The organism is Synechococcus sp. A15-62 (assembly GCF_014280075.1).
GTDB lineage: Bacteria > Cyanobacteriota > Cyanobacteriia > PCC-6307 > Cyanobiaceae > Parasynechococcus.
Genome location: NZ_CP047950.1, coordinates 367255 through 385925 on the forward strand (window position 1 = coordinate 367255; position 18671 = coordinate 385925).

The window sequence follows — 18671 nt, forward strand, 5'->3', positions numbered from 1 at the left end:
AAAAAATCAGCGCTTGGAGAACTGAGGAGCCTTACGGGCTTTCTTGAGGCCGTACTTGCGGCGTTCCTTGGCACGGGGGTCGCGGCTCAGGTGACCTTCCGTTTTCAGCGGCTTGCGGTTGTCGGCGGACAGTTCACACAGGGCGCGGGCTGCACCTTGCTTGATGGCGCCGGACTGACCGGTGAGTCCACCACCATGAACGTTGACGAGGATGTCGTACTCGCTGCTGAGGCCGAGGGTCTCCAGGGGAGCCTTCACCGCTGCGATGTACGAAGGGTTGTAGTTCAGATAGTTGTCACCGGGACGACCATTGATGGTGATCGTTCCATTGCCGGGGACGAGGCGAACACGGGCTACAGAGGTCTTGCGACGACCGGTGCCCCAGTAGACGACGGAATTGCTGCTCATTTGGCGGATGCGGAGGGGTTGAGCTGAAGAGGCTGGGGCTTCTGAGCGGCGTGGGGATGCTCGGTGCCCTTGTAGACCTTGAGCTTGCGGAACATCTGGCGACCCAGGGCGTTGTGGGGAAGCATGCCTTTGATGGCCTTCTCCACGATCCGCTCGGGGATCCGTTCCTGCAAAGCCTCGAAGGTTTCCACCTTCATGCCTCCGGGACGTCCGGAGTGACGGCGGTACAGCTTCTGCTGGGGCTTACGGCCGGAGACCTTGATCTTCTCGGCGTTCACAACGACGACAAAATCACCGGTGTCCAGATGGGGGGTGAAGCTGGGGTTGTTCTTGCCACGCAGCACGGCGGCCACTTCAGTGGCCAGACGGCCGAGGGTTTGATTCTCAGCGTCCACCACGTACCACTGGCGGTCGATCGAATCAATCGGGGGGAGAGAGGTCTTGTTCATCGCGCCGGCATGCCGGTTCTGGTATGTCCCGCCTAAGACAGCGGAACTGGGCAAAGGGGTCGGTCCAGAGCTGGACCTGACGGGGCTAAAGATCGAGCTTACTCTTCAGCCCTCCAGCTCCTGTGAGTTGGGCAGCATTCCAAGTAGAGGCCCGTTTATCCCGGCGTTGAGGGTGGATCCGGAGGTGGATCGCTCTCGGCCAGAAAAAACCACGGCTGACAATCGTACCAGCCGGCTTTGGTGAAGATGGTCTCGGCATAGCCAGCCCGAAGCAGGCAAAGGCCGCTGGCTGGCGCCGCCTCCTTCACCTCGTGGCGTCGTCGTTCCCGCCAGCGCTGTTCAAAGGCGGCAACACTGAGACGATGCTCGCCAACGGCCACCAACTGGGCCATCAGCAGGCGAACCATGCCGTAGAGAAAACCACTGGCCTGAATCTCGACTCGCAGAAGATCGCCCTGGCGCTCCACCAGCACCTCCTGCACGGTGGTTCGGGCATGGGCGCGACGGCTGCCTGCCTTCATGAAGGCGCTGAAGTCGTGCAGGCCAACCATGGTGTTCAGAGCGTCCCGCATGCGGGACTCGTTCAGCCTGTGTTGGTAGCGGTGCCAGCTCCAGGAGCTGAGAAACAAATTTGGGCGCCGGCCGTTGTGAATCGTGTACCGGTATCGCCGGTAGGTGGCGGAGTAACAGGCATGCCAATCCAGGGGACGGACGACAGATTCGCGCACACGAATGGTGCTTGGCAGACGTCCGTTCAAGGCCGGTGCCCATTTGTGAGCCGGAATCGGTCCACAGCAGTCGAAGTGCACTACCTGACCGGCGGCATGAACGCCGGCATCGGTACGACCGGCAGCAAAGGTCTGCACCGGTCGGTGCGGATCGAGCTGGGCAATGGCGTCTTCCAGTACGGCCTGAACACTGCGACCGTTGCGTTGGCGCTGCCACCCACAAAATGGGGAACCCTCGTACTGAAGGCTGAGCGCGATCCGCTGAAGGGACGCTGGCTCAGGACCTGCAGACGAGGGATGGGTGTTCAAACGTCAGGACTGACGTGAGGTCTGATCAGACCAGTTCAATGATGGCCATCTCGGCGTTGTCGCCACGACGGGGGACGGTGCGGGTGATGCGGGTGTAGCCACCCTTGCGATCGCTGTAGCGGTTGGGAGCCTTGTCGAACAAGGCATGCACCAGCTGCTTGTCGTAGATGTAACCCATGGCCCGGCGACGGGAGGCGAGGCTGCCGTCCTTGGCCAGGGTGATCATCCGCTCGGCTTCGTCGCGAAGCGCCTTGGCCCGTGCCTTGGTGGTGGTGACACGACCTTCGCGAATCAGCTGGGTGGTCAGGGCGCGCAGCATTGCCTTGCGCTGGTCAGCTGGACGTCCCAGCTGAGGAACTCGGCATTGATGACGCATGGTTCTGTCGGTGACGAAGACGAAAAAGGACGTTCAAGCCGTTCTGCAGTTATGCAGAAGTGCGGCTCTGGGGGATGGAGATACCGATGCGCTCGAGGGCTTCGATCACTTCATCAGCGGATTTGGAACCGAAGTTCTTGATCTCCAGAAGATCCTCGTAGCTGAAGCCCATCAGGTCAGACACGGAGTTGACCTGGGCCCGCTTGAGGCAGTTGTAGGCGCGAACCGAAAGGTTCAGTTCCTCAAGAGGAATCTGTGCTTCCGCCGAAGGCTCGGGTTCAGCAGGAACTTCCTCCACGAGAGTGACCGTGGCCAGCGGCTGGAACAGCTCAATCAATTGATTGGCTGATTGAGCCAGGGCGTCGTCGGGAGTAATGGAGCCGTCGGTGACGATCTCCATCCGCAGGCGCTCGCGGGCCGAACCGCCTTCGGCAACGGCGGTTTCGTCGATGGTGAAGTTGACCCGGGTCACGGGCATGAACACGGCATCGATCTGGAGCAGGTCGATGGCACTGGTTTCTTCGTTGTGACGATCCACCGGGCGATAGCCGACGCCGCGCTCAACGTGAACTTCCAGCTCGAGGCTGTGGCCATCGGCCACGGTCGCGATCGGACGATCAGCGTCCACCACCTGCACCTGGGAGGAGAACTGCAGATCTCCAGCCTTCACTTCGGCGGGGCCAGCCACCACAAGACGGCCGATCTCGAGTTCGGCCGAACGGCTGTTGACGGTGAGCTCCTTGCAGTTCAGCAGGATGTCGAGAACGTCTTCACGGACCCCAGGAACCGTGGCGTACTCGTGATTGACACCGGCAATCCGGATGGCGGTGACAGCACTGCCTTCCAGTCCACCCATCAGCACGCGACGCAGCGCGTTGCCCAGGGTCGTGGCCTGGCCACGCTCGAGGGGGCCGATCAGGAAGACGCCGGACTGGGCGCGATCCTCGGCCACCTGATGCTCAATGCGATCAATCTGGTACTGCAACACGGTCTGAATCGGGGTAAGGGGAGAAACCGGACGGAAATCAGCTCGGTTCAGACGCGACGGCGCTTGGGCCGGCGGCAACCGTTATGGGGCAGGGGGGTGACGTCGCGAATCAGAGTGATTTCGAGGCCAGCGACCTGGAGGGCACGGATGGCCGTCTCACGGCCTGAACCGGGACCTCTCACCAGCACTTCGATCTGACGCATGCCTTGGTCGAGGGCGCGACGTGCTGCTGCTTCAGCGGCGGTTTGAGCAGCGAAGGGGGTGCCTTTGCGAGCACCTTTGAAGCCACTGGCACCTGCAGACGACCAAGAGATCACCTCACCGGCCGTGTCGGTGATGGACACGATGGTGTTGTTGAAGGTGCTCTGGATGTGGGCGACGCCGTTCGGGACGTTGCGCTTGGCCTTCTTGGGGCCGGATTTTTTGACGGTTTTAGCCATGGCCGTATGCAGTCAGGGATAAGGATGTAGAGGACTTACTTCTTCTTGCCGGCCACAGTTTTCCGCGCGCCACGGCGGGTGCGGGCGTTGGTGCGGGTGCGTTGGCCGCGAACGGGAAGGCTCATGCGGTGGCGACGGCCACGGACGCAGCCGATGTCCTGCAGACGCTTAAGGGCCATGCCCTCCTGACGGCGCAGATCGCCTTCGAGGGTGTATTCCTCCATGGCGTTACGGAGCTTCTGAAGATCTCCGTCCTCCAGATCTTTCACCCGGATGTCGGGATTCACGCCGGTTTTGGCCAGGATGGCCTGTGAGCGGGTGAGACCAACTCCGTAGATGTAGGTGAGGGACACTTCAATCCGCTTGTCGCGGGGAATGTCAACGCCGGCGATCCGTGCCACGTTCGTTCAGTTGAAAAGGACAGATGCCTCCGAGGTCCTGGAGGCGAGGAATGTTTCAGAACAGCGGGGGATCAGCCCTGGCGCTGTTTGTGCTTGGGGTTGGCGCAAATGACCATGACCTTGCCGTGGCGACGGATCACCCGGCACTTGTCACACATTTTTTTCACTGAGCTGCGCACCTTCATGAGGCGTGGCTCTCCAAATTTCCAAACGGCAACGTTACCATGTCGGTCAACCGAGAACAGACTCGATCCGCTGGGTGATCTCCTCCACTGAGCCCTGGGCGGGGACGGAAACAAGGAGACCCTTATCGCTGTAGAAGCGAATCAGAGGTGCCGTTTTCTCCCGGTAGACCTCAAGGCGATTGCGGATCACCGCTTCGTTGTCGTCGGCGCGACCGCGGGCCAGCAGCCGTTCAATCAAGACAGCGTCATCCAGCTCCAGCAGAACCACGGCCTGGATGGGTTGTTGCAATTCGGCCAGCAGCGGTTCGAGCGCTTCAGCCTGGGGCACCGTGCGGGGAAACCCATCCAGCAACCAGCCATCTGTAGTGAGTGCCTTCATCTGGCTTTCCACAATCGCCAGCACGAGGGCGTCGCTCACCAGTTCGCCGCGGTTCATCACCGCTTCAGCTTCTTTGCCCAGTTCGCTGCCGGCTGCGACTTCAGAGCGCAGCAGATCGCCTGTAGACAGATGCTTCATGCCGTTGGCATCGCAGATCCGGGCGGCCTGGGTGCCTTTGCCGGCTCCGGGTGGGCCGAGAAAGAGCAAGCGATTTTTCATGGTTGCGTAAGCGTGAGGTGAAGTGAACGGAAGGTGCGCTGCCCAGCAGCGCTTACTGGCGAACGAGGCCTTCGTAGCGTTGTGAGATCACGTAGGTCTGCACCTGCTTGGCCGTGTCGATGGCCACACCGACCAGGATCAGCAGTGACGTGGCGCCAAGACCTTGGAAGGTCTGCACATTGGTGGCGCGTTCGACGGCCGCGGGAATGATGGCGACGGCGCCGAGGAACAGACCACCCAGCAGGGTGAGGCGGTTCTGGACACCCGAGAGATATGTGGCTGTGGCACTGCCGGGGCGGACCCCTGGAATCGCCACACCACCCCGCTTCAGGTTCGTGGCGATGTCAGCGGGATTCACAGTGAGTGAGGCGTAGAAATAGGAGAAGCCCAGGATCAACGTAAAAAAGGTGAGCGCGTACGGCCAGGGGTTTGCTGCCCCAGGATTCAAGGCGCTTGCAGCACGGATCAACCACTCGCTCTTGGTGAGGTTGGCGATGGTGACCGGCAGAAAAATTAGTGCTGAGGCGAAGATGATCGGCATCACACCACCGGCATTCAGCTTGAGCGGCAGGTAGCTCTGACGCGTGGGGAGAACCCCAGCACCACCTACCTGGCGCTTGGCACTCACGATGGGGATACGGCGTGCCCCCTCCTGCACGAAGATGATTCCGACGATCGTGGCCAGGAACACCAGCACCAGAACAATGATGCCCAGAACGGTGTCGCGGTCACCGGTTTGAGCGGCTTCGATCGTGGCGCCGAGGGTGCGGGGCAGGGTGGCGACGATGTTCAGAAAAATCACCAGGGATGCGCCCTGGCCGATGCCCCGCTCCGTGATCACTTCACTCAGCCACATCACCACCATTGAGCCGGTGACCAGGGCCAGTGCGGTCTGCACCACAAAAGTCACCTCGCTGAGGCCTTCCACGGCGTATTGGCGCAGGATCATGGCGAAGACCACGCTCTGGACGAGACCCCATCCCAGCGCCACATAGCGGGTGATCTGGGCGATCTTGCGTCGGCCGGCCTCGCCCTCATTCTTCTGGAGGTCTTCCAGCTGCGGCAACGCTGCGGTCAGCAGCTGGAGGATGATCGAGGCATTGATGAAGGGCAGGATCCCCAGGGCAAAGATGCCCAGGGTGGAGATCCCGCCGCCGGTGAAGATGTCGAGAAAACCGATCAGCTGTCCGCCCTGATCGATGAACTGCTTGAACGCTTCACGATCGATTCCGGGCATCGGGATGTAGATCCCAAGGCGTACCAACAACAGCAGGCCGAGCGTGGTGAGCACACGACTGCGGAGCCCAGGGTTGGTGATCAGCTGGCCGATCACTTCGGAGGCGTTGGGGTTGCGACCCCGACTGACGAGCATGTCCGGAAGAAAGTGAAGTTGGGCGAAAAGCCAAGAAGCCGCCCGTGGATCGAAATCCAGCGGACGGCTCAGACCCTAGGGCTGACTTGGGGGCGAGCCCTTTATTAGTCGAGGATGTCGCAGGTGCCGCCTGCGGCTTCGATCTTGGTGCGGGCGGAGGCTGTGAACGCCGCGGCTTGAACGGTCAGCTTTTTGGCTGTCAGTTCACCGTTGCCGAGCATCTTCAGCGGATGCTTCGGGCTGGTCACGATGCCGTCCTTGACCAGGGAATCCAAATTGACGGTGCTGCCGTCCTTCAGGTCGTTCAACGCCGAGACGTTGAGCACGGTGAAGTGCTTTGGATTCACCAGAGGGAAGTGCTTCAGCTTCGGCACCCGGCGGTACAGAGGCATTTGGCCACCCTCGAAGCCAGGGCGCGTGGGGCGACCCGAGCGGGATTTCTGGCCGCGCATACCGAAGCCGCAGCTGGCGCCCTGACCGGCGGCGATGCCGCGGCCCTTGCGCAGTTTGCGGCGACGAGCGCCCTTGTTGGATTTGAGGGAATCGAGTCGGAGAGTCATCGCGAATCAGGAGTAGATCTGTTCGAGGGAGATTCCCCGTTCCTTGGCCGTCTCCTTGTGGGTGCGGAGAAGCGACAGAGCCACCATGGCAGCCCGTGCATTGTTCAGGGGGGTCTTGCTGCCCAGGCGCTTGGCCAGGACATTCTTGATGCCAGCGAGTTCGAGCACTGTGCGGATGGAACCGCCAGCGATCACGCCGGTACCAGGGGCTGCAGGGCGGATGAGCACGCTGGCAGCACCATCACGACCGTTGGAGAGGGTCGGGATGGAGTTGTGGCGGGTCAACGGAACCTTGACCAGGTGCTTCTTGCCATCGGCAACACCCTTGCGGACGGCACCGATCACATCACCGGCTTTGCCGACACCAACGCCGACCTGACCTTTCTCGTTGCCGACGACAACGATGGCCCGGAAGCTCATCTTCTTACCGCCTTTGACGGTCTTGGAGACGCGGCGGATCTGAACCACGCGCTCCTGCCATTCGGAGTCGCGCTCCTGGCCGCGACGGCCACCACGCCGGTCGCCACGACGACCGTCACGGTCGCCACGGCCGCGGCGCTGTTCTTGTTGCTGCTGCCCTTCGGCTGCCGCTGGTACGTCGGCCGCGCCCGGCACGGCGTTGGTATTGGATTGGGGGGAGGAATCTGTCATGGGTTGAGCAGGAATCAGAACTGAAGGCCCGCTTCCCGGGCGGCATCGGCGAGGGCTTTAATCCGGCCGTGGTACAGATTTCCGCCGCGGTCGAACACCACCTGCTGGATGCCTTTGGCGATGGCGCGCTTGGCGACCAGTTCGCCAACGGCGACAGAGGCGTCGCAGCTGCCAGCCGGAGCCTTGAGGCCGGTACGCAGCTCCTTATCAACAGTGGAGGCTGAGCAGAGTGTGCTCTGAGCCGCGTCGTCGATGACCTGGGCGTAGATGTGGTTGTTGGAGCGGAACACGGCCAGCCGCGGACGGTCTGAGGTTCCGGTGATGTGACGACGCAGTCGCCGGTGGCGTTTCTGCGTCTGCTGTTTGCGGGAAATTTGGGACATGGTGGGTGAAGGGAAGGAACGTCAGGACAAGGCTTATTTCTTGCCGGACTTGCCTGCCTTGCGCAGGATGCGCTCGCCCTCGTACTTGATGCCCTTGCCCTTGTAGGGCTCGGGGGGACGGATGGCGCGGACCTTGGCGGCTTCGTTGCCCACCAGCTCCTTGTCGATGCCGGAGACGATCACCCTGGTGTTGTTCTCCACCTTGAAGGTGATGCCCTCGGGGGCTTCCATCTCGACGGGGTGGCTGTAGCCAGCACTCACCACGAGAGTTTTGCCTTTGACCTGGGCACGGGAGCCCACACCGACGATTTCCAGGGCCTTGCTGTAACCGTTGCTGACGCCCTCGATCATGTTGGCGACGAGGGTGCGGCTCAAGCCGTGGCGCTCACGGGAGATGCGCTTGGTGCTCGTGGGGGAGACCACGATGGTGTTGTTGTCCTGGCTGACGCTGACGCCTTCAGGAAGGGTGCGCTCCAGTTCGCCTTTGGGTCCTTTCACCTTGACGGTGAGGCCGTCGAGGGAAACCGTGACCTTCTCAGGGACGGGAACAGGGTTTTTGCCGATTCGTGACATGGTTCAGCTCCGGATCAGTAGACGTAACAGAGCACTTCGCCACCGACGCCCTCACGACGGGCGTCGCGGTCGCTCATCACACCCTTGGAGGTGGAAATGATCGCCACACCCAGTCCGCCGAGGACTTTGGGCAGGCCGCGAGTGTTCTTGTAGATGCGGAGACCGGGCTTGCTGACCCGCTGCATGGAGCGGATGGTGGGCAGCCTGTGCTTGCCGCTGTACTTGAGGGCGAGCACCAGTTCGGTGCGAACGCCTTCACCCTGCTCGCTGATCTCGGAGATGAAGCCCTCCTGCTGCAGCACCTTGGCGATGCTGCGGGTCATCCGCGAAGCGGGGATCTTGGTGGTTTCGTGACGTTTCTCACTCGCATTGCGAATGCGGGTGAGCATGTCGGAAATGGGGTCGTGGTTGGCCATAGGTGTCGACGGGGAGGGCTCAGTTGCTCTGGAACGGCATTCCCATCTCGCGGAGGAGGGCCCGGCCCTCTTCGTCCGAACGGGCAGTGGTCACGATGGTGATGTCCATGCCCCGGATCGCATCGATCTTGTCGAAGGAGATCTCAGGGAAAATGATCTGTTCGCGCACCCCAAGGGTGTAGTTGCCGCGGCCATCGAAACTCTTGGGGCTGACCCCGCGGAAGTCGCGGATGCGGGGCAGCGCCAGGTTGATCAGGCGCTCGAGGAAGGCATACATCCGATCACCACGGAGGGTGACGGCACAGCCGATCGGCATGCCCTGCCGAATCTTGAAGCCGGCGATGGCTTTTTTGGCACGGGTCACAACGACCTTCTGGCCGGTGATCTGCGCCAGCTCATTCACCGAAGCCTCGAGGGACTTGGCATTGGCGGCGGCTTCGCCGAGACCCCGGTTGACGGTGACTTTCACCACCTTGGGGACTTCATGGATGTTGGTGAGGGAGAGATCCTTCTGCAGCTTGGGCTGGATGGTCTCCCGATAGCGCTTCTTGAGTGACATAACGGGTTGGGGTGCTTCTGGGCGTGGTCAGAAGTCGGGATCAGTCGAGGACTTCACCGGTTTTCTTCAGCCGGCGCTTCTTGGTGCCGTCCTTCTCGACGACGATTTCAACGCGGCTGGCCACCTTTTTGTCGGTGGAATACAGCATCACGTTGGAGGCATGCAGGGACGCTTCCTCAGTCACGATGCGGCCGGTCTCGCCCTCCTGGGTGGGCTTTTCGTGGCGGGTGCGCATGTTCACGCCCTCCACGACGACACGGTTCTCGTTGGGCAGGGTGCGCAGAACGGCGCCGGTCTTGCCCTTGTCCTTGCCGGCGATCACCTGAACGGTGTCGCCCTTGCGGATGCGCATCTTGATGCGCTCGGTGGCCTTGGCCTTGGTGGTTGCAGTCGCCATGGTCAGATCACCTCCGGAGCGAGGGACACGATTTTGGTGAAGCTGCGCTCACGCAGCTCACGGGCCACCGGTCCGAAGACGCGGGTGCCTTTCGGGTTTTTGTCGTCGTTGATGATGACGGCGGCGTTGTCGTCAAAACGGATCGAGTTTCCGGTTTCACGACGCATGGTGGCTTTGGTGCGCACCACAACGGCCTTCACCACGTCGGACTTTTTGACGCCCATGTTGGGGGCGGCATCTTTCACGGCGGCAACGATCACGTCGCCCACGTGGGCATAGCGACGGTTGGTGCCGAGGACGCGGATGCACTGGATGCGCTTGGCGCCGCTGTTGTCGGCAACGGTGAGATAGGACTCCTGCTGGATCACTGCTTCACCTCCTGAGCTTCAGCCTTGTTGGCTTCCTCAGCTGCAGCTTTCGGGCTGTGGCTGAGAACCTCGGCGATGGCCCACCGCTTTTGGCGGCTCATCGGACGGGTTTCAGTGATGCGAACGCGGTCACCGACGCGACAGGTGTTGTCTTCGTCGTGGGCCTTGTAACGGGTGGTACGGCTGACCGTCTTTTGATAGATGGGGTGTGGGAAGCGGCTTTCCACCGCGACCACCACCGTTTTTTCCATCTTGTCGCTGACGACGGTGCCGATCCTTTCCTTGACTGCCATGGTTACGGAGTGGGGGATCAGGAGGCGGTGGAGCGCTGGCGCTCCGACTGCACCGTCAGCAGCTGGGCCAGCTTGATGCGGACCTCTTTGAAACGGTGCGTGTTAGCGAGCTGGCGCGTGGCCTGCTGGAAACGGAGTTGGAACAGCTCGCGGCGCAGGCCGTCGATCTGTTCGTTGATGTCCGAATCGGACAGGCTGCGCACATCGGCGGCGTTGGGACGGGCCATGGTCAGGACTCCACGGTGACGGCTTCAGAAGCTGCCGGAGCCTTGGCACCAGCTGACTTTTCCTGCTCATCCAGTTGGATGAACTTGGTCTTCACGGGAAGCTTGTACTGCGCGAGGCGCATGGCTTCCTTGGCGATTTCGGGGGTGATTTCATCACCGCCCATCTCGAACAGGATCCTGCCGGGCTTGATCACCGCCACCCAGAATTCTGGGTTGCCCTTACCGGAACCCATCCGGGTTTCGGCAGCACGCATGGTGACCGGCTTGTCGGGGAAGATCCGGATCCAGATTTTTCCGCCACGCTTGACGTAGCGGGTCATGGCACGACGGCTGGCCTCGATCTGGCGCGAGGTGATCCAGCCACATTCCTGTGCCTGCAGCGCGAATTGTCCGAAGGCAATGGTGTTGCCCCGGGTGGCGACGCCGCGCATGCGGCCTCGCTGCTGCTTACGGAATTTGACGCGTTTTGGACTCAGCATGGTTCAGGCCTCCTGTTCAACCCTCGTTTGAGCGGTCTTCGAACTGTTGGGGCCGACGGCTGGCCCGGCGCCGGGGGGCGGCACCCACCGGCATGGGCTGAGCTTGTTCGCTCAGCACTTCGCCCTTGAACACCCAAACCTTGATGCCGAGCACGCCGTAGGTCGTGCTGGCCACCTTGGTGGCGTAGTCGATGTCGGCACGCAGGGTGTGCAGGGGCACCCGACCCTCGCGGGTCCATTCCGTCCGGGCGATCTCAGCACCGTTCAGGCGACCGGACACCTGGATCTTCAGACCCAGAACGCCGGCACGCTGAGCGCGCTGCACAGCCATGCGAATGGTGCGGCGGAAGGCCACACGCTTCTCCAGCTGCTGGGCGATGTACTCGGCAAGGAGGAAGGCATCACCGTCGACGCGTTCGACCTCGACAACATTGATCCGCACCTGACGACTGGAGTCGCCGATGGTCTTCTGAATGCCGGAGCGAAGCTCTTCGATGCCGCTGCCTTGACGGCCGACCAGCACGCCGGGGCGTGCGGTCTTGAGTTCAACTTCCAGTTGATCGGCCTTACGGGCGATCAGCACATCGCTGATGCCGGCGGAGCCGTACTTCTTGTGGATGAACTTGCGAATCCGGTCGTCCTCCTGGAGGAGGGCCGGATAGTTCTTGCTGGAGGCGTACCAGCGTGACCGGTGTTCCTGGGTGATCCCCAGGCGCAGACCGGTTGGGTTGATTTTGTGTCCCATTGGGTCAGAGTCCTCGGGGGTCAGGAATCGGTCTGAGCCGCCACAGCAATGCTGATGTGGCAGGTCTGTTTCTTGATCTGGTACGCCCGGCCCTGGGCGCGGGGGCGATAGCGCTTCATGGAGGGGCCCATGTCAGCGGTCGCACTCGAGATCACCAGAGATGAGGGGTCGAGACCGAGGTTGTGCTCAGCGTTGGCCACCGCAGACCGGAGCACCTTGGTGATCGGGCCGGTGGAGCGGTAGGGCATGAACTCGAGCATGATCAGCGCGTCGCGATAGGTGCGGCCACGGATCTGGTCGAGCACACGGCGCACCTTCGACACGGAGCCTCGGATGAAGCGACCGTGAGCCTGGGCGGTGGGTGCCGTTGGTGTTGACGATGTCATGGATTAGCGGCCTCCTTTCTTGTCTCTGATGTGGCCCTTGAAGGTGCGGGTAGGAGCGAACTCTCCCAGCTTGTGGCCCACCATCTGCTCGGTGATGAACACCGGCACATGGGTGCGGCCGTTGTGAACCGCGATCGTGTGGCCGATCATCATCGGCAGGATCGTGGAGGCCCGTGACCAGGTCTTGATCACAGACTTGTCGTCGTTGTCGTTCTGCTTTTCAACCTTGCGAAGCAGGCTGTCGGCAATAAACGGACCTTTTTTGAGTGAACGTCCCATAACGGTTTAAGCAAGCGGATAAGTGATGGTTTGCATCAGGAATCGCGTCCGCCACGGCTCCGCTTGGAGGTCTTGCGACGCTTCCGGAGCACGTATTGGTTGCTGGGTTTGTTCCGCTTGCGGGTCTTGAGACCGAGGGCGGGTTTGCCCCAGGGGGTCACCGGGCCGGAACGGCCGATCGGTGCACGACCCTCACCACCACCGTGGGGGTGATCGCAGGGGTTCATCACACTGCCTCGGACTTGAGGACGACGTCCGAGCCAGCGGCGACGACCGGCCTTACCCAGGCTGGTGTTGCGCATCTCGGAGTTGCCGACCTCGCCGAGGGTGGCGTAGCACTCGCGGCGAACCAGGCGAACCTCGGTGGAGGGCAGCTTCAGAGCGACGTAGTCGCCTTCCTTCGCCATCACCTGGGCGCTTGCACCGGCGGTACGGACCATCTGGCCACCACGACCGGCGTAGAGCTCAACGCAGTGAACCGCCGAACCGAGGGGCACCGAGGACAACGGCATGGCGTTGCCGTTCTCGATCGGGGCATCAGGGCCGGAGACCACGGTCTGACCCACCTGAACTCCTGCGGGAGCGAGGATGTAGCGCTTCTCGCCATCGGCGTAGAAGAGCAGTGCCAGACGCGCGTTGCGGTGCGGGTCGTAGTGGATTGCGGCCACCTTGGCGGGGACACCGTGCTTGTTGCGACGGAAATCCACCACGCGATAGAGGCGCTTGTGGCCACCACCGCGGTGGCGGCAGGTGATCACACCGCGGTTGTTGCGGCCCTTGCGGCGGTGTTTGGCCACCACCAGGCTCCGCTCCGGTTTGCGGCTGGTGATCTCACTGAAATCAGTGACCACCCGGGTGCGGGTACCGGGGGTGTAGGGGCGGAAATTACGGATTGCCATGACGATTCAGACCCCTCAGGACTCAGGGAAGAGTTGGATCGAGTTGCCCTCCGCCAGGCGCACCACGGCTTTCTTCACCTGGGCACGTTTGCCGGCGAAGCGACCCATGCGACGGGAGCGTCGCGGGGGATTCATGGTGCTGATGCCGGTGACCTTCACATCGAAGAGCTGCTCAATGGCGGCCTTGATGTCGGGCTTTGCGGCGCGGTGGTCCACCTCGAAGGTGTATTGGTTGATTTCGAGGGCGCGGGTGGCCTTCTCGGTGATCAGGGGACGACGGATCACATCCGCCAGGCGTCCTTGGAAACGTTCAGTCATCGCCGTAGACCTCCTGGATGGTTGCGAGAGCTTCCTCGCCCAGCACCAGAGCATTGGCGTGGAGCAGGTCGAAGACGTTCAGCTGATCTGCGGAGATCAACTTGACTTTCTCCAGGTTGCGCACGGAACGGCGAACAACATCGGAGGGGTTCGTCAGAACGATGAGCACCTTGGAGCCGGCAGCAACACCCAGGCGTCCCAGAGCATCAGTGATCTCACGGGTCTTGGGGGCCTCCAGCGAAGCACCGAAGTCCTGCACGACGGTGACGTCGTCGATGCGGGCCATCAACGCAGTGCGCAGGGCCAGACGACGCTCCTTGCGGTTCATCGCAAGGTTGTACGTGCGGGGCTTGGGTCCGAAAATGATGCCGCCGCCGGGCTTCAGGGGAGTCCGGATGGATCCCTGACGGGCCCGACCCGTTCCTTTTTGCTTGTAGGGCTTGCGACCACCACCGCGCACTTCCGAGCGGGTGAGGGTGCTGGCGGTTCCTTGGCGTGCATGGGCCTGCTGACGCAGAACAGCCCGATGCATGAGGTCAACGGCGGTGGTCTCTTTGGCCACCTTCAGGTCCAGGGTTGCCTTGCCGGCTTCCTTGCCCTGCCAATCACGAACGACACAACTGGCCATCACTTACCTCCTTTGGCGGGCTTGGCGCCCACGCGCAAGGCCGGGCGGATGTTGAGCAGCGCACCAGGCTTGCCGGGCACGGATCCCTTCACCACCAGCAGGTTGTGCTCGCTGTCCACCTTGAGGATGGTCAGGCCGCGTGTGGTGATTTTCTTGCCGCCGTAGCGACCGGCCATCCGCTTTCCGGGATAGATGCGGCCCGGGGTCGTACCGGCACCGGTCGAACCGGGCTCGCGGTGGTTCTTCGAACCGTGGGTCATTGGACCCCGGCTGAAGCCGTGGCGCTTCTGGTAGCCGGCGAAGCCGCGGCCGACGGTGTCACCGCTGACGTCCACCTTCTGGCCGGCTTCGAAATCGCCGACGGTGATGGCGCCACCGAGTTCAAGACCTTCAACGCTGTCGACGCGGTATTCGCGCAGATGACGCAGAAGGCCCTCACCGGATTTGTTCAGGTGACCCTGGGCGGGCTTGTTGATCAGCTTCTCGCGTGATTCGCCAAAGCCGATCTGCACTGCGGAATAACCGTCAGTGTCGTCGTTTTTGAGTTGGGTGATGCGGCAGGGGCCGGCTTCGATCAAGGTGACCGGAACAGCTCTGCCCTGCTCGTCGAAGAACTGGGACATACCCAGCTTCTTCCCGAGGATGCCGATGGACATGGATGGGGAGGAAGCGCCAGCGTGGACAACCACCAGGCGGAAAACCGCATGGGGTCAAGTGCTGATCGATTGGACGCAGACGTGGTTCGAAGCGGAACTCCCGAAGGAGTGGAATCGAATGGGCTAGCGAACGATGCAGCGAGGCTGGGACTTGCATCTGCACGATGTGCTGTTGCAGTTTCCCGACGGAGATTTCCGAAGAAAGCTTCCGTACTGGCCTGGGGATTCGACGCAATCGTCGAATCTGTTCTGCCGACTGGAGGCCCGGCTAGCGGACGGGCACAGAAACACAGAACAAACAACGAACCTACAACACCGACCTCCTCACTCCCCTGATCCCTCTGCCTGCTGCCAGAATCCCCTCCAATCCCTGTAGCTGCCATGCCTCTGCTTCTCACCGGTCAGGCATTTCGCCGTGATCTCGAAGCCAATGGCTGCCTGGCGGTTCAGGCTCCTCTCGAAGGCGGTGCAGAAACCCGTCTATTAAGACGTCTGCGCGGTGCCGGTTACAGCACCCGCATGACGTCAGCCCGTGGCCTTGGTGATCCGGAGGTGTTCCTCACCCAGAAGCACGGCATTCGTCCGCCCCATCTCGGCCACCAAAGCGTTGGACGTGGTGCTGCTGTTGGAGAAGTGCAGGAGGTGGCTCCCCAGCTCGGCGACCTGTTTGAAGGTGATGCTCCCGTGGCCCTTTGGCTGCTGGAAGGCCAGGTGCTCTCGCGCTCCGAACTTCTTTCGCTCTGCGATTTATGCAAGCGCGAACCGCGTTTACGCATCATCGTGGAGATGGGTGGTGCTCGCAGCCTGAAGTGGGAACCGATGACCACATATCTGAAGGCCTGACGCCTGACGACGCCCTTGGTCAGGGCCGCTGGGTCAAGCTCATTTGTGGCGCAAGCAACCAGGATTTGCCTGCTATCGCCGATCTGGCTGCTGTTTTTGCGGCGGCAGGTGTGCATTGCGTTGATGTGGCTGCCGATCCAGCGGTCGCTCTTGCAGCCCGTCGCGGCCTGGACTGGGCTGAGGCGCAAACGGGGCGTCGCCCCTGGCTGATGGTGAGCCTCAGCGATGGCACCGATGCTCACTTCCGCAAGGCCTGGTTCGATCCTGGCCGCTGCCCTGCGGACTGCCCGCGGCCCTGCGAAAGGATCTGTCCGGCAGCTGCGATTCCGCCCGGTGATGGCATCGACCAGCAGCGTTGCTATGGCTGCGGACGCTGCCTGCCGGCGTGCCCCCATGGCTTGATCGAGGAGCGCGACCACCGCTTGGCACCCGAGCAAGTGATCTCCCTGCTGCAATCGATTCAGCCCGATGCTCTGGAGATTCACACCGCATCTGGGCATGACGGGGGCTTCTCGACGCTGATCCAAAGCCTTCAACAGCACAAGGTTCCCCTGCGGCGTTTGGCCGTGAGCTCCGGCTTGGAGGGCCACGGCGTGAAGGCTGATCAGTTGGCTGGTTTGCTCTGGCGTCGTTACTCCCGCCTTCGGCAAGCCGGTTACAGACCCCTCTGGCAGTTGGATGGACGTCCGATGAGCGGCGATGTGGGTGCTGGCACCGCGCGGGCTGCAGTACAGCTCTGGCGTGCCATGCGGGGTCTGGCCCCGCCGGGCCCGTTGCAGCTGGCCGGGGGCACCAATGCCGCAACGCTGGAGTTCTTGCGTCCGACGGAGCGGCCGGCTGGCATCGCCTTTGGTGGTGTCGCCCGTCGCTTGCTGATGCCTGTGCTGGATGAGGCGCAAACCCGTGGGCTCGCCCTGTGGCAATGGCCCGAGGGTTGGGAGCGTGCCCTCTCCCTCGCGCATCCATTGGTGGCGCCATGGCTGCAGCGCTCTTGCTAGAAGGCTGAAACGCGCAGATCCCATGGGCACGCAACGGGTCACCGACGATCTGGATCGCCTCCTCGAGCTCCTGCCGAAGGCTGTGCGGGAGCAGTTGCAGCCGGTGGAGGCTCGGCAGCAGTTGCTTGAGGTGGTGCTCGATCTCGGTCGGGTTCCGGAAGCGCGTTATCCAGGCCGTGCCCTGGCGCTGGGTTCCACGCCCTTGTCCCGCGAGGATCTCGCGGCCGTGGTGGCCAGGCTTGGGCAGTTCGGTGGCGATAACCGTGCGGGAATTGAACGAACGCTTCACCGGATCAGCGCGATACGCAATCGTCAGGGCGACGTGGTCGGTCTGACCTGCCGGGTAGGCCGAGCCGTGTTCGGCACCGTTGCCATGGTGCGGGACCTTCTGGATGGAGGGCAGTCCCTGCTGTTGATGGGGCGCCCGGGTGTGGGCAAGACAACAGCGTTGCGCGAGATCGCTCGAGTGCTTGCCGATGAGCTGGAGCGGCGCGTTGTTGTGATCGACACGAGCAATGAGATCGCCGGTGATGGCGACATTCCGCACCCCGCGATCGGTCGGGCCCGTCGCATGCAGGTGGCCAGGCCTGAGCTGCAGCACCAAACCATGATCGAGGCGGTGGAAAACCACATGCCCGAAGTCATCGTGATCGATGAGATCGGCACGGAGCTGGAGGCGCAGGCTGCACGCACCATCGCTGAACGTGGCGTGGTGCTGGTCGCCACAGCTCACGGCAATGCTTTGGCCAACCTGATCAAGAACCCAACCCTCAGCGATCTGGTGGGGGGAATACAGGCGGTCACCCTCGGGGATGAGGAGGCCCGGAGGCGTCGTAGTCAGAAAACGGTGTTGGAGCGCGCCGCCGAACCGACGTTTCCGGTGGCGGTTGAAATGCACAGCCGGCAGCGCTGGGCCGTCCACACCGATGTTGCCGCCACCGTGGATCAATTGCTCCGGGGCCTGAAGCCCAGGGTTCAGGAGCGCGAGCTGACGCCTGAAGGGGGCGTTCAGTTGGTGGACCCGCCGCAATCTTTGGGTCTGCTGCGCCCTCCGTCCCAACGGTCGTTCGCGGATCAGCCGGTCTCCGCTCCCGTGCCCATGCCTGCGGCCAGTGACCGAGAGGTCAGTGCAGCAGAGAAACCAGCTTCGCCGGAGACCAGCGCCGAGCCTCTGCAGGTTCTCTGTTGCGGGGTTCCTCCCCGTGTGGTGGAGGAGGCCATCCGGTCCCACGGCTGGAAGGCTCGGGTTGTGGAGGACTTGAGTGAGGCCGATGTGGTATTGAGCGTTCGGCTGGGCCTCAGTCGTCAACCATCACTGCGCCGTCAGGTCAGGGATCTGGGGATCCCGATCCTGGTGATCAAGTCCGACACTCTGCCCCAGGTGACCCGTGCCATGGCCCGTCTTCTGCGCCGTCAGGCCACCGAAACAGCCGCAGAGGTCACTCCGCCGGATCGGGTGTCCCAGGACGATGAATTGGCTGCTCTCGAAGAATGCCGTCTTGCGGTGGAACAGGTGGTGATGCCGCAAGGCCGGCCTGTGGAGTTGCTGCCTCGCAGCGAGCGTGTTCTCCGGATGCAGGCCGATCTCGTGCGCCGTTACCGACTGCGCAGCGATGTTTTCGGTGAGGCTGAAATGTCACGGCTGAGGGTTTTCCCCCGCTGATCGGCCGTCGCTTGATTCGCCCGGTGGATTGACGAAGGGTTGGCTGCTGTGGGTAACTATGTGTACTCCGGTGATCCGCAGGTTGCGGTTCAAACG

The 18671-nt window shown here is 62.3% G+C and carries 31 protein-coding genes; 3 read left to right on the top strand and 28 right to left on the bottom strand.

The window, feature by feature from the left end; all coding sequences use genetic code 11:
* Nucleotides 1-6 precede the first annotated feature (6 nt).
* The 28 genes from rpsI to rplC all read right to left on the bottom strand — a co-directional run bounded on the left by rpsI (nucleotide 7) and on the right by rplC (nucleotide 15071).
* A complete protein-coding gene (gene rpsI / locus SynA1562_RS01810; RefSeq protein ID WP_186494537.1) occupies nucleotides 7-408 on the bottom strand; it encodes a 30S ribosomal protein S9 in 402 nt (133 codons plus the stop codon).
* Complete coding sequence (rplM, locus tag SynA1562_RS01815; protein WP_038551234.1) at nucleotides 405-857, bottom strand: 50S ribosomal protein L13; 453 nt, start codon at nucleotides 855-857, stop codon at nucleotides 405-407. Before rplM ends, rpsI begins: the two co-directional genes overlap by 4 nt.
* Nucleotides 858-1012: 155 nt before the next feature.
* Entirely contained in the window at nucleotides 1013-1894 is an 882-nt protein-coding gene (gene truA / locus SynA1562_RS01820; RefSeq protein WP_186494538.1) for a tRNA pseudouridine(38-40) synthase TruA, read from the bottom strand.
* A gap of 25 nt (nucleotides 1895-1919) precedes the next feature.
* Nucleotides 1920-2270 (bottom strand): 50S ribosomal protein L17, encoded by a 351-nt coding sequence (gene rplQ, locus SynA1562_RS01825; protein ID WP_006851925.1) that lies wholly within the window; start codon nucleotides 2268-2270, stop codon nucleotides 1920-1922.
* A 49-nt stretch (nucleotides 2271-2319) separates the two neighbouring features.
* Entirely contained in the window at nucleotides 2320-3258 is a 939-nt protein-coding gene (locus tag SynA1562_RS01830; RefSeq protein WP_114987249.1) for a DNA-directed RNA polymerase subunit alpha, read from the bottom strand.
* A 47-nt stretch (nucleotides 3259-3305) separates the two neighbouring features.
* Nucleotides 3306-3698, bottom strand: coding sequence for a 30S ribosomal protein S11 (gene rpsK / locus SynA1562_RS01835; RefSeq protein WP_006850182.1), 393 nt, complete (start codon nucleotides 3696-3698; stop codon nucleotides 3306-3308).
* Nucleotides 3699-3733: 35 nt separating this feature from the next.
* On the bottom strand, nucleotides 3734-4099 hold the full coding sequence (gene rpsM / locus SynA1562_RS01840; protein ID WP_006850466.1) for a 30S ribosomal protein S13: 366 nt from the start codon (nucleotides 4097-4099) through the stop codon (nucleotides 3734-3736).
* A gap of 71 nt (nucleotides 4100-4170) precedes the next feature.
* Nucleotides 4171-4284, bottom strand: a complete 114-nt coding sequence (rpmJ, locus tag SynA1562_RS01845) for a 50S ribosomal protein L36 (RefSeq protein ID WP_006850859.1) — start codon at nucleotides 4282-4284, stop codon at nucleotides 4171-4173.
* Between the two features lie 46 nt (nucleotides 4285-4330).
* A complete protein-coding gene (locus SynA1562_RS01850) occupies nucleotides 4331-4882 on the bottom strand; it encodes an adenylate kinase (RefSeq protein WP_186494539.1) in 552 nt (183 codons plus the stop codon).
* A gap of 52 nt (nucleotides 4883-4934) precedes the next feature.
* On the bottom strand, nucleotides 4935-6254 hold the full coding sequence (secY, locus tag SynA1562_RS01855; protein ID WP_186494540.1) for a preprotein translocase subunit SecY: 1320 nt from the start codon (nucleotides 6252-6254) through the stop codon (nucleotides 4935-4937).
* Between the two features lie 104 nt (nucleotides 6255-6358).
* Nucleotides 6359-6814, bottom strand: a complete 456-nt coding sequence (gene rplO, locus SynA1562_RS01860; protein ID WP_186494541.1) for a 50S ribosomal protein L15 — start codon at nucleotides 6812-6814, stop codon at nucleotides 6359-6361.
* A gap of 6 nt (nucleotides 6815-6820) precedes the next feature.
* Nucleotides 6821-7465 (bottom strand): 30S ribosomal protein S5, encoded by a 645-nt coding sequence (gene rpsE, locus SynA1562_RS01865; protein ID WP_186494542.1) that lies wholly within the window; start codon nucleotides 7463-7465, stop codon nucleotides 6821-6823.
* A gap of 14 nt (nucleotides 7466-7479) precedes the next feature.
* Nucleotides 7480-7848, bottom strand: a complete 369-nt coding sequence (gene rplR, locus SynA1562_RS01870; RefSeq protein ID WP_006849625.1) for a 50S ribosomal protein L18 — start codon at nucleotides 7846-7848, stop codon at nucleotides 7480-7482.
* Nucleotides 7849-7881: 33 nt separating this feature from the next.
* Nucleotides 7882-8421, bottom strand: coding sequence for a 50S ribosomal protein L6 (gene rplF, locus SynA1562_RS01875; protein ID WP_006851622.1), 540 nt, complete (start codon nucleotides 8419-8421; stop codon nucleotides 7882-7884).
* Between the two features lie 14 nt (nucleotides 8422-8435).
* The gene (rpsH, locus tag SynA1562_RS01880; protein WP_006850769.1) at nucleotides 8436-8837 is read right to left on the bottom strand and encodes a 30S ribosomal protein S8; all 402 of its coding nucleotides are present in this window, start codon (nucleotides 8835-8837) and stop codon (nucleotides 8436-8438) included.
* 19 nt (nucleotides 8838-8856) lie between these two features.
* Nucleotides 8857-9396: a 50S ribosomal protein L5 gene (gene rplE, locus SynA1562_RS01885; RefSeq protein ID WP_006851706.1), complete on the bottom strand. Its 540-nt coding sequence runs from the start codon at nucleotides 9394-9396 to the stop codon at nucleotides 8857-8859.
* Between the two features lie 40 nt (nucleotides 9397-9436).
* Nucleotides 9437-9793 (bottom strand): 50S ribosomal protein L24, encoded by a 357-nt coding sequence (rplX, locus tag SynA1562_RS01890; RefSeq protein WP_006852039.1) that lies wholly within the window; start codon nucleotides 9791-9793, stop codon nucleotides 9437-9439.
* A 2-nt stretch (nucleotides 9794-9795) separates the two neighbouring features.
* A complete protein-coding gene (gene rplN / locus SynA1562_RS01895; protein WP_006851211.1) occupies nucleotides 9796-10161 on the bottom strand; it encodes a 50S ribosomal protein L14 in 366 nt (121 codons plus the stop codon).
* A complete protein-coding gene (gene rpsQ / locus SynA1562_RS01900) occupies nucleotides 10158-10454 on the bottom strand; it encodes a 30S ribosomal protein S17 (RefSeq protein WP_006850241.1) in 297 nt (98 codons plus the stop codon). The genes rplN and rpsQ overlap by 4 nt, the downstream gene beginning before the upstream one ends.
* A 17-nt stretch (nucleotides 10455-10471) precedes the next feature.
* Complete coding sequence (rpmC, locus tag SynA1562_RS01905; RefSeq protein ID WP_115010469.1) at nucleotides 10472-10681, bottom strand: 50S ribosomal protein L29; 210 nt, start codon at nucleotides 10679-10681, stop codon at nucleotides 10472-10474.
* 2 nt (nucleotides 10682-10683) lie between these two features.
* Complete coding sequence (gene rplP, locus SynA1562_RS01910) at nucleotides 10684-11160, bottom strand: 50S ribosomal protein L16 (RefSeq protein ID WP_006851743.1); 477 nt, start codon at nucleotides 11158-11160, stop codon at nucleotides 10684-10686.
* Between the two features lie 16 nt (nucleotides 11161-11176).
* Nucleotides 11177-11905, bottom strand: a complete 729-nt coding sequence (rpsC, locus tag SynA1562_RS01915; RefSeq protein ID WP_011363386.1) for a 30S ribosomal protein S3 — start codon at nucleotides 11903-11905, stop codon at nucleotides 11177-11179.
* A gap of 20 nt (nucleotides 11906-11925) precedes the next feature.
* Nucleotides 11926-12291, bottom strand: a complete 366-nt coding sequence (rplV, locus tag SynA1562_RS01920) for a 50S ribosomal protein L22 (protein ID WP_011363387.1) — start codon at nucleotides 12289-12291, stop codon at nucleotides 11926-11928.
* A gap of 3 nt (nucleotides 12292-12294) precedes the next feature.
* Entirely contained in the window at nucleotides 12295-12570 is a 276-nt protein-coding gene (gene rpsS, locus SynA1562_RS01925) for a 30S ribosomal protein S19 (RefSeq protein WP_006849645.1), read from the bottom strand.
* Between the two features lie 35 nt (nucleotides 12571-12605).
* Nucleotides 12606-13469: a 50S ribosomal protein L2 gene (gene rplB / locus SynA1562_RS01930; RefSeq protein ID WP_186494543.1), complete on the bottom strand. Its 864-nt coding sequence runs from the start codon at nucleotides 13467-13469 to the stop codon at nucleotides 12606-12608.
* 15 nt (nucleotides 13470-13484) lie between these two features.
* Nucleotides 13485-13787 (bottom strand): 50S ribosomal protein L23, encoded by a 303-nt coding sequence (locus SynA1562_RS01935; RefSeq protein WP_006850625.1) that lies wholly within the window; start codon nucleotides 13785-13787, stop codon nucleotides 13485-13487.
* Nucleotides 13780-14415, bottom strand: coding sequence for a 50S ribosomal protein L4 (gene rplD, locus SynA1562_RS01940; protein WP_011363388.1), 636 nt, complete (start codon nucleotides 14413-14415; stop codon nucleotides 13780-13782). Before rplD ends, SynA1562_RS01935 begins: the two co-directional genes overlap by 8 nt.
* On the bottom strand, nucleotides 14415-15071 hold the full coding sequence (gene rplC, locus SynA1562_RS01945; protein ID WP_186494544.1) for a 50S ribosomal protein L3: 657 nt from the start codon (nucleotides 15069-15071) through the stop codon (nucleotides 14415-14417). Before rplC ends, rplD begins: the two co-directional genes overlap by 1 nt.
* Nucleotides 15072-15452: 381 nt before the next feature.
* Between rplC and SynA1562_RS01950 the strand changes: the two genes are divergently transcribed.
* From SynA1562_RS01950 to SynA1562_RS01960, 3 genes are read left to right on the top strand one after another with little or no spacing between them, the layout of a single operon-like run.
* A complete protein-coding gene (locus SynA1562_RS01950; RefSeq protein ID WP_006850745.1) occupies nucleotides 15453-15914 on the top strand; it encodes an NAD(P)H-quinone oxidoreductase subunit N in 462 nt (153 codons plus the stop codon).
* Nucleotides 15881-16912, top strand: coding sequence for an LdpA C-terminal domain-containing domain (locus tag SynA1562_RS01955; protein ID WP_186494545.1), 1032 nt, complete (start codon nucleotides 15881-15883; stop codon nucleotides 16910-16912). Before SynA1562_RS01950 ends, SynA1562_RS01955 begins: the two co-directional genes overlap by 34 nt.
* 22 nt (nucleotides 16913-16934) lie before the next feature.
* Complete coding sequence (locus SynA1562_RS01960; RefSeq protein ID WP_186494546.1) at nucleotides 16935-18575, top strand: AAA family ATPase; 1641 nt, start codon at nucleotides 16935-16937, stop codon at nucleotides 18573-18575.
* Nucleotides 18576-18671: the final 96 nt, after the last annotated feature.

Coding starts and splice junctions, on each gene's coding strand:
- rpsI (WP_186494537.1), bottom strand. CDS start 408: ATGAGCAGCAATTCCGTCGTCTACTGGGGCACCGGTCGTCGCAAGACC.
- rplM (WP_038551234.1), bottom strand. CDS start 857: ATGAACAAGACCTCTCTCCCCCCGATTGATTCGATCGACCGCCAGTGG.
- rplQ (WP_006851925.1), bottom strand. CDS start 2,270: ATGCGTCATCAATGCCGAGTTCCTCAGCTGGGACGTCCAGCTGACCAG.
- rpsK (WP_006850182.1), bottom strand. CDS start 3,698: ATGGCTAAAACCGTCAAAAAATCCGGCCCCAAGAAGGCCAAGCGCAAC.
- rpmJ (WP_006850859.1), bottom strand. CDS start 4,284: ATGAAGGTGCGCAGCTCAGTGAAAAAAATGTGTGACAAGTGCCGGGTG.
- SynA1562_RS01850 (WP_186494539.1), bottom strand. CDS start 4,882: ATGAAAAATCGCTTGCTCTTTCTCGGCCCACCCGGAGCCGGCAAAGGC.
- secY (WP_186494540.1), bottom strand. CDS start 6,254: ATGCTCGTCAGTCGGGGTCGCAACCCCAACGCCTCCGAAGTGATCGGC.
- rplO (WP_186494541.1), bottom strand. CDS start 6,814: ATGACTCTCCGACTCGATTCCCTCAAATCCAACAAGGGCGCTCGTCGC.
- rpsE (WP_186494542.1), bottom strand. CDS start 7,465: ATGACAGATTCCTCCCCCCAATCCAATACCAACGCCGTGCCGGGCGCG.
- rplR (WP_006849625.1), bottom strand. CDS start 7,848: ATGTCCCAAATTTCCCGCAAACAGCAGACGCAGAAACGCCACCGGCGA.
- rplF (WP_006851622.1), bottom strand. CDS start 8,421: ATGTCACGAATCGGCAAAAACCCTGTTCCCGTCCCTGAGAAGGTCACG.
- rpsH (WP_006850769.1), bottom strand. CDS start 8,837: ATGGCCAACCACGACCCCATTTCCGACATGCTCACCCGCATTCGCAAT.
- rplE (WP_006851706.1), bottom strand. CDS start 9,396: ATGTCACTCAAGAAGCGCTATCGGGAGACCATCCAGCCCAAGCTGCAG.
- rplX (WP_006852039.1), bottom strand. CDS start 9,793: ATGGCGACTGCAACCACCAAGGCCAAGGCCACCGAGCGCATCAAGATG.
- rpsQ (WP_006850241.1), bottom strand. CDS start 10,454: ATGGCAGTCAAGGAAAGGATCGGCACCGTCGTCAGCGACAAGATGGAA.
- rpmC (WP_115010469.1), bottom strand. CDS start 10,681: ATGGCCCGTCCCAACGCCGCCGATGTGCGCAGCCTGTCCGATTCGGAC.
- rplP (WP_006851743.1), bottom strand. CDS start 11,160: ATGCTGAGTCCAAAACGCGTCAAATTCCGTAAGCAGCAGCGAGGCCGC.
- rpsC (WP_011363386.1), bottom strand. CDS start 11,905: ATGGGACACAAAATCAACCCAACCGGTCTGCGCCTGGGGATCACCCAG.
- rplV (WP_011363387.1), bottom strand. CDS start 12,291: ATGACATCGTCAACACCAACGGCACCCACCGCCCAGGCTCACGGTCGC.
- rpsS (WP_006849645.1), bottom strand. CDS start 12,570: ATGGGACGTTCACTCAAAAAAGGTCCGTTTATTGCCGACAGCCTGCTT.
- rplB (WP_186494543.1), bottom strand. CDS start 13,469: ATGGCAATCCGTAATTTCCGCCCCTACACCCCCGGTACCCGCACCCGG.
- SynA1562_RS01935 (WP_006850625.1), bottom strand. CDS start 13,787: ATGACTGAACGTTTCCAAGGACGCCTGGCGGATGTGATCCGTCGTCCC.
- rplD (WP_011363388.1), bottom strand. CDS start 14,415: ATGGCCAGTTGTGTCGTTCGTGATTGGCAGGGCAAGGAAGCCGGCAAG.
- rplC (WP_186494544.1), bottom strand. CDS start 15,071: ATGTCCATCGGCATCCTCGGGAAGAAGCTGGGTATGTCCCAGTTCTTC.
- SynA1562_RS01950 (WP_006850745.1), top strand. CDS start 15,453: ATGCCTCTGCTTCTCACCGGTCAGGCATTTCGCCGTGATCTCGAAGCC.
- SynA1562_RS01960 (WP_186494546.1), top strand. CDS start 16,935: ATGGGCACGCAACGGGTCACCGACGATCTGGATCGCCTCCTCGAGCTC.